The organism is Rhodococcus sp. MEB041 (assembly GCF_030208955.1).
Lineage (GTDB): Bacteria > Actinomycetota > Actinomycetes > Mycobacteriales > Mycobacteriaceae > Rhodococcoides.
Genome location: NZ_JARVSZ010000003.1, coordinates 230994 through 246725, shown reverse-complemented (window position 1 = coordinate 246725; position 15732 = coordinate 230994). Strand labels below are relative to the sequence as shown.

Here is a 15732-nt window from a genome sequence, read left to right as displayed (position 1 = left end):
GGTCAAGAGTGCTCGGCGAGGAAGCCGAGCACCTCGTCCTCGAACTTCCGCGGCTCGTCGAGAAACAGTGCGTGACTGCTGTTCTCGAACACGACGGTGCGCGCGCCGGGAATCGTGTCACCCACGTACTGTGCCGCTTCCCACGGAAACGCCTTGTCGTGCTTGCCCACCATGACCAGCGACGGCAGCTCGAGTGCCGGCAGCAGATCACGCCAGTCGTGATGGGTGTGGTCCGCCATCACCGCGTTGCGCGCCTCCGAGGAGATCTTCGTCATCTCCGCGAGGAGGACCTCGACACGCTCGGCGGGGAGGTCGGTGGCGGTGATCTCGTCGAGCTGTTCGCGGTCGAAGTTCTCGCGGTCGTACGTCACACGGCCCTGCACCGCGGCCAGCGACGCGTCGTCGAAGATGCTGGTGTGCGCCAGGGTCCACTCGGGCGTCCGGTACTGCCGCGGAGTCTGCGCGACGTAGATCGCCTGCGCCAACAGGTCGGTGCCGAACAACTCCTGGTAACTCCAGATCACCGGACAGCCCAGCGACCACCCCAGAACGGTGACGTCCGTCAGCTCCAACCCCACGAGCAGATCGCGGAGGTCCTTGGCCAACCTCGACACCCGGTAGCCGTGGCCCGGATCCTCCGAGTCACCGTGAGCGCGCAGATCGACGGTGATCACGCGGGCGTACTCGGCGAGCCGATCGACACTGCCGTCGAAGAAGCGGCCGCTGAATCCCCACCCGTGCAGCATCACGAGCGGCCGTCCCGTTCCCTGGTCGGTGTAGTGCAGGACTGTGCCGTCGCTGACGGTCCACGTACTCATCCTGCTGAGATACCCCACCGGACACCTGCGGTAACGGTGCGATCACGCACTCACGCCGAAGGTGCCGTCCGGCGCTACAGTGCGAGACACCAGCCGAGTCGCCCGTCAGGAGAGACCAGTGAGCGGTCCCACGCCCGAGTACGGCCAGCAGCCCGAATATGGTCAGCAGCCCCCGTACGGCCAGCAGCCTCAGTACGGTCAGCAGCCCGGTTCCGGCGGGCAGTACCCACCACCCGGCGGCTACGGCCAGCCCCCGGTCAGCCCGAAGAACGGCGTGGGAATCGCGGCGCTGATTCTCGGCATCCTGTCGATCCTGGCCTTCTGGACCTTCGGATTCGGCATCTTCCTGGGCATCATCGCCGTGGTGCTCGGCGTGCTCGGCCGCGGCCGAGTCAAGCGCCGCGAAGCCACGAACGGCGGCGTCGCCACGACGGGGCTGGTGCTGGGTGTCCTCGGCATCATCGGTGGCGCGGTGTTCATCGCCCTGACCGTATGGGTGTTCAACGAGGTGGGAGTCGGTGACCTCGCGACCTGCCTCAGCGACGCCGGTGGCGACGCGACACGGGTCGAGCAGTGCCAGCAGCAGTTCACCGACAATCTGGAGAACCAGTTCTCGGTGACCTTGACGCCCGCTCCGACGCCGTGACAGGTGCGGAAGGGTTGACCGCGCGGTGGATCGGGCACACCGGTGCTCATGAGTGATTCCGTGAACGAGCCCGTCGACACCGCATCCATCGACCCGCGCGAGGAGTCCAAGGGCACGGGTGCGGACACTGCGCAGGGTCCGGACGAGCGCGACGAGGCCGTGCGCGAGTTCGACAACCATGCCGAGGCCGAGCCGGCGCCGACCCTCGATCGGAGTGAGGCCGCCGTGGACGAGGGCAAGGATCTGCCCGCCCCGAGTCCGCGCGACGTGACCGCCGGCGACAAGGACGACAAGCAGACCGCTCGCCAGGAATGAGCCTCTGCTCTAGAAGAGCGTGACGGGTTCCTGTGCGCCGACCGGCTCGCACGGCGTCAGCGAACCGTCTCGGATCGCCCGCGCAGCGATTCCTGCCAGCTCGTCCGCCATCTCGTTGAACTGGTTGCCCACGTGTCCGCGGACCCAGCGGAACCGCACCGGACCCTCGCGCTCGGTGATGGCACGGTCGATCGCGCGGACCAGTTCCAGATTGCGCACCGGCCCACCCGTGGACGTGCGCCAGCCCTTGCGCTTCCATCCGGCGAGCCACTCCGACGCACACTTGATGGCGTACTGGCTGTCCGACTCGATGAGCATCGGCTCCGGACCCGGATGCGCGGCCACGGCCTCGTACAACGCCCTGAGCTCGGCGATCTGATTCGTGCCGGACGCTTCTCCGCCGGAGGCGGACGGGCCGGTGTGGTCGACCCAGGCCCAGCCGATGGCCCCGCCGGGGTTCTTCAGGCACGAACCGTCGGTACTCACGATGATCACCCTCGAGACAGTACGGCCGAGGACCGACAATTCCGCGGTCCCGCGCCGAGCGCACACATTGTCCACGGCTCGGCCTACTCTCGAACGTGAACCATCAGCCCAGACTTCGATCTGGACCGACACAGGGAGACGCCACGTGACCTCGCCGACCGACGATCGATCCGCCACCGAGATCCCGGAGAACTTCCGCGCCCTGGTCGCCCGGCAGACCGACGACGGTGTGGATCTGACGTCCGAGACGGTCGACCTGTCGTTCCTGCCCGAGGGCGAGGTGGTCGTCCGCGTCGAGTACTCGGGCGCCAACTACAAGGACGCCCTGGCCGTCACCCCGAAGGGCGGAGTGGTGCGGGAGTACCCCATCGTCCCCGGCATCGACCTCGCCGGTGTGGTGGTCTCCTCGACGTCCGACGGGGTGTCGGTCGGTGACCGCGTCGTGGCACACGGCTACGAGATCGGCACCGGACGTCACGGCGGCTACGCCGAGTACGCGCGCGTTCCGGCCGAGTGGGTCGTGCCACTCGCGGACGGACTGTCGACGGCCGACGCCGCCACCATCGGCACCGCGGGCTTCACCGCCGCACTCAGCGTGCAGGCCCTGCTGGCGCGTGGCCTCACCCCGTCCGACGGTCCGGTACTGGTCACCGGAGCGAGCGGCGGGGTCGGCAGTGTCAGCGTGGACCTGTTGTCGCAGGCCGGGTTCGAGGTGGTCGCCTCCACCGGCAAGGAGTCGGCACACGACCTGCTGACCACACTCGGCGCGTCCTCGATCATCGGCCGCCTCCCCGAGGACCCCGACGCGGCGCCGCGTCCCCTCGGGAAGGCGCAGTGGGCCGCCGCGGTCGACTGTGTCGGCGGCAAGACCCTCGCGCACGTACTCAGCACCACGAGGTACGGCGGCGCGGTCGCCGCCAGCGGGCTCACCGGGGGAGCAGGGCTTTCGACCACGGTGTTGCCCTTCATCCTCCGGGGAGTGGCCCTGCTGGGCATCGACTCGGTGCAGTTGCCCATCGAGGCCCGACGCACCCTGTGGAACGACCTGGCGGGTTCCCTGCGCCCGAGTCGGCTCGCCGAGGTCACCACCGAGGTGACTCTCGACGAGGTGGCGGGAGTGCTCGACTCCCTGCGCGACGGGGCCACCATCGGTCGCACCCTCGTCCGTGTCGGCTAGCTCGTTTCGCGTGCTCGACCCCGGACACACTTCCCGCGGCGGCGCGGTGGAGATCACGCTCACCTCGGATCGCCCACTCGCCCTGCGGTATTCGTTGTCGCCACACCGCCGCGGAGCGGGCGATCCGGCCCATCGGGTGGAGGCCGACGGATCCATCTGGCGCACCTCACGGTTTCGCACGGGGCCGGTGACGTATCGCCTGCGCCAGGTGGACCGGTTCGAGGTGACCTGCGAGGCCTGGGGCGCCGGCTCCGCGGAGTTCCTCGACTCTCTTCCGGGGCTCGTGGGCATGGAGGACGACGCCGACGGATTCGCGCCCGAGCATCGCATCCTCGCGGAGGCGCATCGTCGATTTCCCCACCTGCGTATCGGCCGCACCGGGCAGGTCATGGAGGCGCTGGTCCCGGCCGTTCTGGAGCAGAAGGTGCACGGGGTCGCTGCCTTCGCGGCATGGCGCTACCTGCTCTCGAAGTTCGGCGAGCCGGCACCGGGACCGGCGCCCGCGGGGATGCGGGTACCGCCGCCCGCCGAGGTCTGGCGGCGGGTGCCGTCCTGGGAGTTCCACCGGGCGAACGTGGATCCGAAGCGCTCCAAGACGATCGTGCGGAGCGCCGCCCTGGCCGACAAGCTCGAACCGATCGTGTCCATGACGAGGGAGGATGCCGAGCGCCGGTTGCGCCACGTTCCCGGAATCGGCGTGTGGACCGCGGCCGAGGTGATGCAACGGGCGCTGGGAGATGCGGACGCTCTGTCCGTCGGCGACTACCACCTGGCGTCGGTGATCGGATGGACGTTGACGGGGGCACCGATGACGGACGACGAGATGCTCGAGTACCTGGCGCCGATCCGGCCGCACCGCTATCGCGCGGTACGTCTGCTCGAGGTCAGCGGAACGGCCCTGCGCCCGAAGTTCGGTCCGCGCACCGTGGTCACCGACCACCGCCATCACTGACGGACGCTGCGAGGTGTGTGCACACAGGTACGAGGTGTGTGCACACAGGTACTGGTGAGCCCACACGATCTCCCGCACGCAGGAGCGGGTGTTCGGTTCACGCAGGCTGTGTCCACGCGGCTGCGGGAACAACCGGGGTACAGTTGAAGTTGAAGCTTCAAGCTAGCGACAACGCCTCGATCCGAAGGGACCTCTCATGGCCATCTCCCGTCTGAACCACGCCGTGCTCTACGTGCGCGACGCCCAGCGCAGCGCACGCTTCTACTCGGACGTGCTCGGTTTCCGCGTCGTCATGTCCATGGGCGATCGCGCCGTGTTCGTGCAGGCGCCGGACAGCACGAACGACCACGACCTCGGCCTGTTCTCCGTCGGCGACGGAGCGGGCGCGTCCCCGGCCGGCCGCAGCACCGTCGGGCTCTACCACCTGGCCTGGGAGGTGCAGACGCTGTCCGATCTCGTCGACCTGCGGGAGAAGCTGGCCACCGCGGGCGCACTGGTCGGCGCATCCGATCACTCGACGTCCAAGAGTCTCTACGGCCAGGATCCCGACGGCATCGAGTTCGAGATCGCCTGGCTCGTTCCCGCGGACCGCATCGACGACGCCGTCCTCCACGGTCGTTCCAGCATCGCTCCGCTGGACCTCGACGCGGAGATCGCTCGTTACGGCGCCGACACCACGGGCGGCATCGGCGTCAGCACGGCGGCGCTGTCCTGACGGACGCCTCTCACCCGGTGCCGGGCGGAAATAGCGACGGCTCACAGGTGTTGCACCGAACATGACTCGTATCGGAACCTCGGACCTGGACGTCTTCCCGCTCGCACTCGGTGCCAACACCTTCGGATGGACGAGCGACGAGCCGGACTCGCACCGCATCATCGAGGCCTTCCTCGGAGCCGGTGGTTCGCTGATCGACACCGCGGACTCGTACTCCGCCTTCGCCCCCGGCAACTCGGGCGGCGAGTCGGAGACGGTGATCGGGAACTGGTTCACCTCGACGGGCCGACGCGACGACGTCGTCCTGGCCACCAAGGTGAGCCAGCACCCGCAGTTCAAGGGTCTGGCCGCGGGCACGGTCGCTGCCGCGGCCGACGCGTCGTTGCAGCGCCTGCAGACCGATCGCATCGACCTCTACTACGCACACTTCGATGACGCGGACACCCCGCTCGAGGAGACGGTGGCCGCCTTCGACTCACTCGTGAAGGCCGGCAAGGTGCGGTATGTCGGCATCTCCAACTACACGGCGGAGCGCGCGCGGCAGTGGATCGACATCGCACAGCGCGAGGGGTTCGACGCACCCGTGGCGCTGCAGCCGCACTACAACCTGGTGCATCGCCGCAGCTACGAGCCGGAGCTGATGGAGGTCGCCGAGAAGAATCTGTTGGGCGTCTTCCCGTACTTCGCGCTCGCCTCGGGCTTCCTGACGGGCAAGTACCGCACGCGCGAGGACATCGAGGGCACACCCCGTGCAGCGATGACGTCCGGCTACTTCAGTGACGCCGGCCTCGAGGTCGTCGGTGCGCTCGCCGACATCGCGGACGCTCACGGCTCCGCGATCCCCACCGTGGCACTGGCGTGGCTGCTCTCCCGCAACGGCATCGTGGCACCCATCGCCAGCGCGAGCCGTCTCGAACAGCTCGCGTCCCTGACGGACGCCTCGACGTTGTCGCTGACCGCCGACGAGCTCGACCGTCTGACCGCATTGTCGGACAAGGTCGGCGAGTAGCGTCGTCTCGGTGGTCACGCCGAGACGAGAGCGCAACCCCGAGGGCCGGCCGCAGAACGGCCGGCCCCGCGACGGGCTCGGACGTCCCCTGCCCCGCGGAGCCGAGGGCGTCGAGCGCATTCCGGACGACGTCCAGCTCCCGCCGGTCGAGTCCCTGGTCCGTGCCCAGCAACTCCTCGACGACGGCATGCCCTTCCACGCGCACGAGATCCTCGAAGGCACGTGGAAGATCAGTACGCCAGGGGAACGTGCACTGTGGCAGGGCCTGGCCCAGCTCGCCGTCGGTCTCACCCACCTGCTGCGTGGGAATCGCGTGGGAGCCACCTCGCTGTTGACGCAGGGACGTGATCGCATCGGGACGTACGCCGACGCACCCCACGACATCGACATCGCGGGCCTGATGCGGTGGGCCGACCTCCTGGTGGCTGCGCTGGACCGCGGGGAGTCCCCCGTTCCGACAGTCCCGCACCTCACGCATCGCCGACAGTTCACCTGACCGTCACACGGATCGGGAACACATCGCGGCCGCACGGTGCTGCACCCCGGGTGACGACAGACTCCCGCACCACCTCGGCGACTCCCGGCACGGCCGTCGGTACCTCCGACCAGCCGGCCGCACCCTCCAGGCTTCGCACCATCCTGGTTCTCGGCGCCCTCGTCGCGCTGGGGCCGCTCACGATCGACGTCTACCTCCCGGCGCTGCCCGCGATCACCGAGGACCTCGGGTCCACGAATGCCGCGGTGCAGTTCACCCTCACCGGCACCCTCATCGGACTGGCCGTGGGACAGCTGGTGATCGGGCCGCTCTCGGACTCCCTGGGACGTCGACGGCCCCTCATCGCCGGAACGATGATCCACATCGTCGCGTCGCTCCTGTGCATGATCGCTCCGACCGTCGGCGTCCTGGGTGTGACCCGAGCCCTGCAGGGCTTCGGTGCCGCCGCCGCCATGGTCATCGCGATCGCCATCGTCCGCGACCTGTTCGACGGCAGGGCCGCCGCCACCGTGATGTCGCGTCTGGTCCTGGTCATGGGCGTCGCGCCGATCGTGGCACCCAGCCTCGGCAGCCTCGTCCTCATCCACGGGTCGTGGCGCGGCGTGTTCGCCGGGCTCGCGGTCGTGGGTGCCGCCCTCATGCTCGTGGCGATGTTCCTGCTGAAGGAGACGCTCCCCGAGGAGCGTCGTCGACCCAACGAGTTCCTGCCCGTCCTGCGCACCTACGGATCGTTGCTCGGCGACCGACGGTTCGTGGTTCTCGTTCTCGTGGCCGGCCTCGGTATGTCCGCGCTGTTCGCCTACATCTCCGGCAGCTCGTTCGTGCTGCAGGACGGCTACGGACTCGGCGAGCAGCAGTTCGCCCTGGTGTTCGGCATCGGCGCCGTCGCACTGATCAGCGCGTCGCAACTCAACGTCCTGGCGCTGCAGCGCTTCACCCCGCAGCGGATCGTCACCGTGGCACTGGTCGCGATGGCCGTGTCCGGCGCCGCCCTCATCGTCACCACGACCACCGGATTCGGCGGCATCGTCGGATTCATGGTGCCCGTGCTGTTCGTGCTGGCGTCGGCAGGATTCGTCATGCCCAACTCCCCGGCGCTCGCCCTGTCACGCCACGGTGAGGCCGCCGGCACCGCCGCCGCTCTGCTGGGTGCCGCGCAGTTCGGCATCGGTGCGCTCATCGCGCCCCTGGTGGGCGTCCTCGGCAACGACGGCCCGGCCATGGCCATCGCGATGACCGGTGGCGCGACCATCGCGCTGCTCGCTCTCGCGAGCGTCCGGTCCGAGAAGCCGGTACCCGCCGACGCGGTCTGACTCAGAGCGAGCGGAGGTACGCGACGTCGTCCTTCATGCCGTCAGCGGGCGTCTCCAGCATCACCGGAGCGTCCGCCGAGGCGGCGACGGCGGCCAGCACCTCGGCCTCGATCTCGCCGCTCTCAAGATTGGCGTGACGGTCGCGAGCCGAATCGAACTCGTCGCGAGAGTTGTTCAGGTGCACCAGGTCGATGCGTCCGGTGATCGCCTTGACGCGCTCCACGGCGTCCACGAGGTCCTCGCCGCCGGCCCAGGCGTGGCACGTGTCGAGGCAGAACCCTGCTCCGAACTCCCCGACGGCGTCCCAGAGGCGAGCGATGGCGTCGAAGCGCCGCGCCATCGCGAAGTCGCCGCCGGCGGTGTTCTCGATCCAGATCGGAACCGCGAATCCACCGGACTCCGCCTGCCGTTCGAACAGCTTGCGCCAGTTGGCCACTCCCTCGGCGGGATCCTCCCCGTCGCGAACGTGTCCACCGTGGACCACCAACCCGAGGGCACCGATCTCTGCGGCCACGTCGGCCTGCTGCGCGACGGCCTTGCGGGACGGGATGCGGATGCGGTTGTTCAGGCTCGCGACGTTGATGACGTAGGACGAGTGGACGACGATGTCGACCGCACTGTCCCGGACCGCCTCCAACCCCGAACCGACGACGGGCTTGTTCCACTTCTGCGGGTCCGTGAGGAACAGTTGCACCAGGTCGACGTCGAGATCCTCGGCCTCGCCGAGCGGGTTCTCCGAGTTGCGGACGTGTGCACCGATACGCATGTCCCGACCTTACTCGAGCGGACCCAGCTCCTCGTCGAGTACTCGCTGCACCACCCGCATCGCTGCGAGCGCCGCCGGCGCGCCGCAGTAGCCACTGGCGTGGACCACGGACTCCACGATCTCCTCGCGGGTCAGACCGTTGGTGAGTGCGCCCCGGATGTGCCCGCCGAGCTCCTGCTCGGCCCGGAGGGCGATCAGCATGCCGATGTTCAGCAGGCTCCGACTCCGTCGGTCGAGGCCCGGCCTGTTCCACACGGCGTCCCACACGTGCTCGGTGACGTGGCGTTGCAACGCTTCCGAGTCGGTGCCCGTGCTGTTCTCGAGGGCGGCCGCGACGAAGGTATCGCCCATCACCTCGCGGCGGACCGCGAGACCGTCCCGATAGGCATCACTCACTGCAGCGTCACCACGACTTTGCCTGTGGCGGTCCGGTTCTCAAGAGATGCGATGGCCTCGCCGGCCTTGTCGAGTGGGTACACCACCGGCTCCGGCGCCACCAGCGCGCCCGAGGCGAACAGCGGCTCGAGCTCGGCCCACTGCGTCGTCGTGTAACCGGGCCGGCTCATCCACCACGCACCCCATCCGGCGCCGACGACCTCGACGTTGCTCAGCAGCAGTCGGTTGACCTTGACCGTCGGGATGTCGCCACCGGTGAAGCCGATGACCACGAGTCGACCCGCAGGCGCCAGCGATCGGATGCTGTCGGTGAAGCGATCCCCACCGACGGGGTCGATGACGATGTCGACTCCGCGGCCACCGGTGAGTTCCTTGACCGTGTCCTTCCAGCCCTCGCCGTTCGGGCCCTGCAGCATCACCACATCGGTGGCGCCCGCGGCGCGAGCGACCTCGGCCTTGGCCTCGCTGCTCACCACCGCGATGGTGCGTGACGCTCCCAGTACCGGGGCGAGTCGCAGCGTCGATGTCCCGATGCCGCCACCGGCGCCGTGGACCAGGACGGTCTCGCCCTCGGCCAGACGTCCGCGCTCGCGGAGGGCGAAGTGCACCGTCAGATCGTTGAAGAGCAGTCCCGCACCGGCCTCGAACGAGACGGCGTCGGGCAGCGCGAAGACGAGGTCGGGGGTCGCCACCGCCACCTCGGCAATACCGCCGCCGAATCCGGTCAGCGCCGCCACTCGGTCACCGGGCGCGAATCCCGAGCCCTCGGGCGCGGACCGCACGACACCGGCGACCTCGCTTCCGGGCACGAACGGCAGGTCCGGCTTGTACTGGTAGAGCCCACGACTGAGCAGTGCGTCGGGGAAGGCCACGCCGGCCGCACGCACGTCGATCACCACGCCGTCGCCGGTGGGCTCGTCGAGATCGGTGAGGGTGAGGGCTTCGGGGCCTTCGAGGGTGGTCACCTGCACTGCGCGCACGGACTGTCCTTTCGCCGGTCGACGGTCGAGGGGTGGTGCGAGTCGACTCGGGCCTCAGGTTACAAATAACCCGCCGTCGCCGGTGCGCTGGGTCACACAGCAGTACGAGCGGCGCCCACTGCAGAGTTCACGGCCTTCACCGTGCGCACGACGTCGCCCGCGGGAACCGGCCGCGCGATGTGGAAGCCCTGCACCGCGTCGCATCCGAGTCCGCGCAGCACGTCGAGGGTGTGTTCGTCCTCGACGCCCTCGGCCACGATGTGCAGACCCATGCTGTGCGCGAGAGCGATGGTGGATCGGACGATCGCGAGGTTGGCGGAGTCCGACGCGAGCGAGGTGACGAAGGACCGGTCCATCTTCAGCTGCTGCACCGGAAGCGACGCCAGGTACGTCAAGGAGCTGTACCCCGTGCCGAAGTCGTCGATGGAGAGTGAGACTCCCTGCGCGCGAAGCGCTTCGAGCGTGTCGATGGATCGTTCGGGATCGGTCATCGCGGACGACTCGGTGACCTCGAAGACGACGGCGTGCCCGGGAAGGCCGTGGTCGTCCAGAGCCGTTCGCACTCGGGACGCCAGGGAGGAGTCCACGAGATCCCGGACGGAGAGATTGACGGCCACGTCGATGTCCAGTCCCGCCAGCCGCCAGCGTCGGCACGCGGCCATCGCCGTGTCGATGACGAACGAGGTGACGGCCGGGAGCATGCCGGTCTGCTCCGCACTCGGCAGGAACGCGGCCGGCAGCAGCAGCCCCTCGCGCGGATGTCGCCACCGCAGAAGGGCTTCCATTCCCGACACGGCTCCGGTGCGCAGGTCGAGGCGGGGCTGGAAGAACACCTCGAGCTCACCTCCCGTGATGGCGTCCTCCAACTCGCCCATCCTCCGGAGCTGATCGATCCTGTCGATGTCCATCGTGTGGTCGTAGACGGCCAGTCGCGGTTGCCGGGACTTCGCGGCCACCACGGCGGCGTACGCCCGCTGCACCAGCTCCTCGGATCGTGGGTGCGGCGTGTCGGTCGACAGTGCCACGGCCACACTGCTTTCCAGCGTCAGCTTCATGTCCCGCACCTCGAGCGGGGCCCCGACCGCGCGTTGCGCAGCGATCGCGACCGCCACGGCGTCGTGCCTGTCGACGGGGCCCGGCAGGACGAGGGCGAACTCGTCACCCCCGAGACGTCCCACCGTCGCCGACGAGTCCACCGTGTCGACGAGTCGGCGACCGATCTCGGTGAGCACCTGATCTCCCACCGCGTAGCCGAAGGTCTGGTTGATGTCGGAGAACCGGTTGAGATCCACCAGCACCAGGGCCACTCCGTCGCGGCCCTCCGGACCGAGGATCTCGTGCAGCCGACGCCCGAGCCGGCCGCGGTTCGCCAGTCCCGTGACGGAATCGGTGTCGGCCGCAAGGCGCAGTGCCCGCGACTGTCGTTGCAGCAGTGTCAGGAACGAGGTCATCCGCACGGCGCCGAGGACGACGATGATCGAGGCGGCGATCACCACCGCGGGCCCCCAGCGAGTGACCGGAGTGCCGCGCATCAGTTCGATGCTCATGACGACCGGCGTCATCGCCACGGCCGAGGTCAGCAGGATCAGTCGAGCCATCCCCGTCTGCGCACGACTGATGGTGCTGACACGCGGACGCTCGTCATGTCGCAACGCCGCCGCACCGAAGAGCACGTAGGACGCGAGCCAGCAGACGTTGAGGATCGTGCTCTCGGCGGGACCGTCCGCGACCACCACGTACGAGGTGTAGTCGGCGACCACCATCAGTGCCGTGGCCGCACCCAGCAGCCAGTGGGTGGTGGAGCCCGCGCGTCGCTTCAACACGACGAAGACGAGCAGTACCAGCAGGAAGACGTCGATCTCGGTGTAGAAGATGCCGAGCCACGTTCCGGCGTCGGGCACGCGCTCGCCTCGGGGACCGGACACCACGACCCAGGACGCGAGACCCACCCCCGCGGTCATGATCGCGGCTTCGAGTCCGTCCGCCGGACTCAGCATCGGGGTCCCCGAACTGCGGACCGACAGCAGGGCCACGACGATGAGGAGGTACCCCAGGACGTAGGCGGCGTCCGCCACCGACGGGAGAGGTACGACGCCGCCCGAGTTCTCCATCACCGCGATCGCGATGTCGCCGACGACCCAGAACGACAGCGCCGTCGCGACGATCCACCACGAATGGGTGCTCACCTTGCGGTGTGCGCGGATGCCGACAGGAATGGACGCCACCGCACCCACGGCGATGACGCAGTACAGCACGCTGGACACCACGCCGGGCGGAAGCGTCGCGTACACGGCGATCGCGAGCGCACCGACCACGAGAAAACGGGTCGGCGAGGACATCGAGACCATGCTGCCTCTCTCGTGACCCCGACCGACATGGACGGAATGAATGTACCGCCGCAGACGGGCGCGCATCGCGGAAATCCCGCGAAGAGAGCGCGGTCACCAAGTGAATGGTCACTAACCGAATACGGTAAACTGGCTGCTCGCGACCGACGACAGGTGGGAGGCCCGGGTGGTGAACCGTATCGCGGCGGGCTCCGCGTCCACCGAACGTTCACGGATGAAGGCCGAGCGCCGCAGCGCACTGGTCGACGCCGCCGCCGTCCTCGTCGCGGAGCGCGGGTACCACGGTCTACGACTCGAGGACCTCGGCGCCGCGGTGGGGATCAGCGGTCCCGCCGTGTATCGCCACTTTCCGAACAAGGAAGCCGTCCTCGTCGAACTGCTGGTGGGAATCTCCGAGTACCTCCACGCCGGTGGGGAAGAGGTCCTGGCGCGACGGTCGGCACCGCTGCCGACGCTGCACGAACTGGTCGCGTTCCACCTCGACTTCGCCATGACCTCGCCGCGCCTCATCGAGATCCAGTTCCGCGATCTCGCGAACCTGCCGACCGACGCCCAGCGTTCGGTGCGCTCGCTGCAGCGCCGCTACGTCGAGATCTGGGTCCGCACCCTGCGGGAACTGGACTCGGACTGCTCCGAGGACGACGCTCGCGTCCAGGCTCACGCGGCGTTCGGTCTGCTCAACTCCACTCCGCAGTCGATGGGCCGCGTGCCCGCGTCGCTGCTCCGACACCGTTTGTCCACCATGGCTCTGACCGCTCTGGGGATCGACCCCGCCGCATCCACCATCACATCTGCCCCCACCAGTGAGGAAACAGCATGACCGCACCTTCCGGCACCACGTCCGTCATCGTGGCCGGTGCCCGCACTCCCATCGGCCGTCTGCTCGGATCGCTGTCGACCCTCTCCGGCTCGGACCTCGGCGGCGTCGCCATCGCCGGCGCCCTCGAGAAGGCCGGGATCAGCGGTGACCAGGTCCAGTACGTCATCATGGGCCAGGTCCTCACGGCCGGCGCAGGCCAGATTCCCGCACGCCAGGCCGCCCACGCCGGCGGCATCCCCCTCAGCGTTCCTGCCCTGACCATCAACAAGGTGTGTCTGTCCGGTGTCGACGCCATCGCCCTCGCCGACCAGATGATCCGCGCCGGAGAGTTCGACATCGTCGTCGCCGGCGGCCAGGAATCGATGTCCCTCGCCCCGCACATGCTCGAGAAGAGCCGCAGCGGATTCAAGTACGGCGACGTCACCATGAAGGACCACATGGCCTACGACGGCCTGTACGACATCTTCACCGACCAGGCCATGGGCGCCCTCACCGAGGACCGCAACGCCGACACCCGTTTCGTCACCCGCGAGGAGCAGGACGCCTTCGCCGCCGCGTCGCACCAGCGCGCCGCCGCAGCCTGGAAGAACGGCGTCTTCGACGACGAGGTCGTTCCCGTCAGCATCCCGCAGCGCAAGGGTGATCCCGTCGTCGTCACCAGCGACGAGGGCATCCGCGCCGACACCACCAGCGAGAGCCTCGCCAAGCTCCGCCCGTCGTTCGACAGGAACGGCACCATCACCGCCGGCTCCGCGTCCCAGATCTCCGACGGCGCCGCTGCCGTCGTCGTCATGAGCCGCGCCAAGGCCGAGGAACTGGGACTGACCTGGCTCGCCGAGATCGGCGCCCACGGCGTCGTCGCCGGACCCGACTCCTCGCTCCAGTCCCAGCCCGCCAACGCCATCACCACCGCCTGCGCCAAGGAGGGCATCGCCCCGACCGACCTCGACCTCGTCGAGATCAACGAGGCGTTCGCCGCCGTCGGCATCGTCTCCACCCGCGAACTGGGCATCGACCCCGAGAAGGTCAACGTCAACGGCGGCGCCATCGCCATCGGTCACCCCCTCGGCGCGTCCGGCGCCCGCATCGCCCTGCACCTCGCACTGGAGCTGCAGCGACGCGGCGGCGGAGTCGGCGCCGCAGCACTGTGCGGTGGCGGTGGACAGGGCGACGCCCTCATCCTGCGGGTTCCCGCAGCCGAGTAGCCGGTTCCACACCCAAAGCGTGCAGGTCGGCGCTAGTCGGCCTGCGCCCTCAGGTACCGCCCGAAGTGGGGGACGGTGAAGCCGATCGACCCGCGCTCGGCGGAGTAGATCAGTCCCTTCTTGATCAACCCGTCGCGTGCGGGGGACAGCGACGCAGGTTTCCGTCCGAGTTCCACGGCGATCTTCGACGTGGAGACGGGACCGTCGTCGCCGGACAGGTCGGCCATCGCTCGCATGTACTCGCGTTCGGCGGGAGTTGCTCTCTCGTAACGGGATCCGAAGAACCCGACGGCCAGCTCGTCCTCGGCCGTCGGTGCTGCGACCCGCACGTCGTGGACCGTGATCGGGCTGTCCGCGGCCAGATCCCACGTCGCCTTGCCGTACGCCTGAACGAAGTAGGGGTACCCGTCCGCGGCCTCGTACAGCGCGTCGAGTGCCTCGCTCGTGTACTCGACGTCCTCCCGCTCGGCCGGTGCGATGAGGGCGCGGTCCGCCGAAGCGCGGTCCAGGCGGTCGATGCGGTGGTAGCTGAACAGGCGCTCGGAGTAGCTCTTCGACGCGGACAGCACCGCAGGCAGGTGGGGAAGACCGGCGCCGACGACGATCAGCGGAGCCGCATCCTGGCTCAGTTCGTGGCACGCCCCGCAGATCGCGGAGATGTCCTCCGCCGCGAGGTCCTGCATCTCGTCGATGAAGATGGCGATACCGACGCCGACGTCCCGAGCCAGCGACGCGGCGTCGAGCAGCAGTTCGACCAGGTCGATCTCGATGTCACCGGTGTCCGCGCGCCCCTTGAGGGCGGGCGCGTCGATGCCGGGCTGCCACTTGTCCCGCATGCCCTTGTCTGCGGACGCACGAAGAGCGAAGGACTTCAGCACACCGAGGAACTGGTCCACGCGTTCGGGATCGCGATGCGCCACCGCGATCTCCCGCACTGCCATGTGCAGCGCCGACGACAGCGGTCGCCGCAGGTCCTGGTCGGGGCGGGCCTCGATCTTCCCGGTTCCCCACTTCCGCGAGATCGCGGCCGATCGCAGGTGGTTCAGCAGCACCGTCTTGCCGACGCCGCGCAACCCGGTGAGCACGACACTGCGTTCGGGCCGACCGCGCGCGATGCGCTCGAGCACCACGTCGAACGCGTCGAGTTGCTTGGACCTGCCGGCGAGCTCGGGTGGCCGCTGGCCGGCGCCGGGTGCGTACGGATTGCGAACGGGGTCCATGGCGTGACGGTAGCAACGTCGGTAGCGTTCTCTGCCCTTCTCTAGCGCGTGTCCTAGAACCGAACAGAGA

General features: G+C 68.9%; 17 protein-coding genes. 10 read left to right on the top strand and 7 right to left on the bottom strand.

The genetic code is table 11. The features are described 5' to 3' along the window. Nucleotides 1-2: 2 nt before the first annotated feature. Nucleotides 3-818: an alpha/beta fold hydrolase gene (locus tag QRN16_RS11020; protein ID WP_285186617.1), complete on the bottom strand. Its 816-nt coding sequence runs from the start codon at nucleotides 816-818 to the stop codon at nucleotides 3-5. Between the two features lie 118 nt (nucleotides 819-936). Here QRN16_RS11020 and QRN16_RS11015 point away from each other — a divergent pair, with 118 nt between their 5' ends. Both QRN16_RS11015 and QRN16_RS11010 read left to right on the top strand, forming a co-directional pair. Beyond that, a complete protein-coding gene (locus tag QRN16_RS11015) occupies nucleotides 937-1464 on the top strand; it encodes a DUF4190 domain-containing protein (RefSeq protein WP_285186616.1) in 528 nt (175 codons plus the stop codon). A gap of 48 nt (nucleotides 1465-1512) precedes the next feature. Further along, the gene (locus QRN16_RS11010) at nucleotides 1513-1779 is read left to right on the top strand and encodes a hypothetical protein (RefSeq protein WP_285186613.1); all 267 of its coding nucleotides are present in this window, start codon (nucleotides 1513-1515) and stop codon (nucleotides 1777-1779) included. Nucleotides 1780-1788: 9 nt separating this feature from the next. Here QRN16_RS11010 and QRN16_RS11005 read toward each other — a convergent pair whose 3' ends face one another. Continuing rightward, the gene (locus tag QRN16_RS11005) at nucleotides 1789-2274 is read right to left on the bottom strand and encodes a ribonuclease H family protein (RefSeq protein WP_027506082.1); all 486 of its coding nucleotides are present in this window, start codon (nucleotides 2272-2274) and stop codon (nucleotides 1789-1791) included. Between the two features lie 136 nt (nucleotides 2275-2410). Here QRN16_RS11005 and QRN16_RS11000 point away from each other — a divergent pair, with 136 nt between their 5' ends. The 6 genes from QRN16_RS11000 to QRN16_RS10975 all read left to right on the top strand — a co-directional run bounded on the left by QRN16_RS11000 (nucleotide 2411) and on the right by QRN16_RS10975 (nucleotide 7927). Beyond that, on the top strand, nucleotides 2411-3442 hold the full coding sequence (locus QRN16_RS11000; RefSeq protein ID WP_285186610.1) for an oxidoreductase: 1032 nt from the start codon (nucleotides 2411-2413) through the stop codon (nucleotides 3440-3442). Between the two features lie 10 nt (nucleotides 3443-3452). Next, nucleotides 3453-4394, top strand: coding sequence for a DNA-3-methyladenine glycosylase family protein (locus tag QRN16_RS10995; protein WP_051613416.1), 942 nt, complete (start codon nucleotides 3453-3455; stop codon nucleotides 4392-4394). 196 nt (nucleotides 4395-4590) lie between these two features. After that, the gene (locus QRN16_RS10990) at nucleotides 4591-5109 is read left to right on the top strand and encodes a VOC family protein (RefSeq protein ID WP_027506079.1); all 519 of its coding nucleotides are present in this window, start codon (nucleotides 4591-4593) and stop codon (nucleotides 5107-5109) included. A gap of 61 nt (nucleotides 5110-5170) precedes the next feature. After that, nucleotides 5171-6118: an aldo/keto reductase gene (locus QRN16_RS10985; protein ID WP_222637905.1), complete on the top strand. Its 948-nt coding sequence runs from the start codon at nucleotides 5171-5173 to the stop codon at nucleotides 6116-6118. A 10-nt stretch (nucleotides 6119-6128) separates the two neighbouring features. Next, entirely contained in the window at nucleotides 6129-6614 is a 486-nt protein-coding gene (locus QRN16_RS10980; RefSeq protein ID WP_222649937.1) for a DUF309 domain-containing protein, read from the top strand. 50 nt (nucleotides 6615-6664) lie between these two features. Continuing rightward, on the top strand, nucleotides 6665-7927 hold the full coding sequence (locus QRN16_RS10975) for a multidrug effflux MFS transporter (protein ID WP_222649938.1): 1263 nt from the start codon (nucleotides 6665-6667) through the stop codon (nucleotides 7925-7927). A gap of 1 nt (nucleotide 7928) precedes the next feature. On the opposite strand, the gene QRN16_RS10970 is transcribed toward QRN16_RS10975, so the two are convergent. The 4 genes from QRN16_RS10970 to QRN16_RS10955 form a co-directional block, all read right to left on the bottom strand. Further along, a complete protein-coding gene (locus QRN16_RS10970) occupies nucleotides 7929-8693 on the bottom strand; it encodes a deoxyribonuclease IV (RefSeq protein ID WP_222649939.1) in 765 nt (254 codons plus the stop codon). A 9-nt stretch (nucleotides 8694-8702) separates the two neighbouring features. Further along, the gene (locus tag QRN16_RS10965) at nucleotides 8703-9044 is read right to left on the bottom strand and encodes a carboxymuconolactone decarboxylase family protein (protein ID WP_051613431.1); all 342 of its coding nucleotides are present in this window, start codon (nucleotides 9042-9044) and stop codon (nucleotides 8703-8705) included. 41 nt (nucleotides 9045-9085) lie between these two features. Continuing rightward, nucleotides 9086-10069, bottom strand: coding sequence for an NADPH:quinone oxidoreductase family protein (locus tag QRN16_RS10960; protein ID WP_285186603.1), 984 nt, complete (start codon nucleotides 10067-10069; stop codon nucleotides 9086-9088). Between the two features lie 92 nt (nucleotides 10070-10161). Continuing rightward, entirely contained in the window at nucleotides 10162-12408 is a 2247-nt protein-coding gene (locus QRN16_RS10955) for a putative bifunctional diguanylate cyclase/phosphodiesterase (protein ID WP_285186601.1), read from the bottom strand. Nucleotides 12409-12631: 223 nt separating this feature from the next. On the opposite strand from QRN16_RS10955, the gene QRN16_RS10950 reads away from it, so the two are divergent. Both QRN16_RS10950 and QRN16_RS10945 read left to right on the top strand, forming a co-directional pair. Continuing rightward, the gene (locus QRN16_RS10950; protein WP_051613430.1) at nucleotides 12632-13237 is read left to right on the top strand and encodes a TetR/AcrR family transcriptional regulator; all 606 of its coding nucleotides are present in this window, start codon (nucleotides 12632-12634) and stop codon (nucleotides 13235-13237) included. Further along, entirely contained in the window at nucleotides 13234-14442 is a 1209-nt protein-coding gene (locus QRN16_RS10945) for an acetyl-CoA C-acetyltransferase (RefSeq protein ID WP_222637902.1), read from the top strand. The genes QRN16_RS10950 and QRN16_RS10945 overlap by 4 nt, the downstream gene beginning before the upstream one ends. Before the next feature lie 32 nt (nucleotides 14443-14474). Here QRN16_RS10945 and QRN16_RS10940 read toward each other — a convergent pair whose 3' ends face one another. Continuing rightward, entirely contained in the window at nucleotides 14475-15662 is a 1188-nt protein-coding gene (locus QRN16_RS10940) for a DUF8462 domain-containing protein (protein WP_027506071.1), read from the bottom strand. Between the last annotated feature and the right edge of the window lie 70 nt (nucleotides 15663-15732).

What these genes read in the sequence shown, in the direction of transcription:
- QRN16_RS10970 (WP_222649939.1), bottom strand. Translation starts at nt 8,693, where the DNA reads ATGCGTATCGGTGCACACGTCCGCAACTCGGAGAACCCGCTCGGCGAG.
- QRN16_RS11010 (WP_285186613.1), top strand. Translation starts at nt 1,513, where the DNA reads ATGAGTGATTCCGTGAACGAGCCCGTCGACACCGCATCCATCGACCCG.
- QRN16_RS10965 (WP_051613431.1), bottom strand. Translation starts at nt 9,044, where the DNA reads ATGGGCGATACCTTCGTCGCGGCCGCCCTCGAGAACAGCACGGGCACC.
- QRN16_RS10955 (WP_285186601.1), bottom strand. Translation starts at nt 12,408, where the DNA reads ATGTCCTCGCCGACCCGTTTTCTCGTGGTCGGTGCGCTCGCGATCGCC.
- QRN16_RS10985 (WP_222637905.1), top strand. Translation starts at nt 5,171, where the DNA reads ATGACTCGTATCGGAACCTCGGACCTGGACGTCTTCCCGCTCGCACTC.
- QRN16_RS10940 (WP_027506071.1), bottom strand. Translation starts at nt 15,662, where the DNA reads ATGGACCCCGTTCGCAATCCGTACGCACCCGGCGCCGGCCAGCGGCCA.
- QRN16_RS11020 (WP_285186617.1), bottom strand. Translation starts at nt 818, where the DNA reads ATGAGTACGTGGACCGTCAGCGACGGCACAGTCCTGCACTACACCGAC.
- QRN16_RS10945 (WP_222637902.1), top strand. Translation starts at nt 13,234, where the DNA reads ATGACCGCACCTTCCGGCACCACGTCCGTCATCGTGGCCGGTGCCCGC.
- QRN16_RS10950 (WP_051613430.1), top strand. Translation starts at nt 12,632, where the DNA reads ATGAAGGCCGAGCGCCGCAGCGCACTGGTCGACGCCGCCGCCGTCCTC.
- QRN16_RS10990 (WP_027506079.1), top strand. Translation starts at nt 4,591, where the DNA reads ATGGCCATCTCCCGTCTGAACCACGCCGTGCTCTACGTGCGCGACGCC.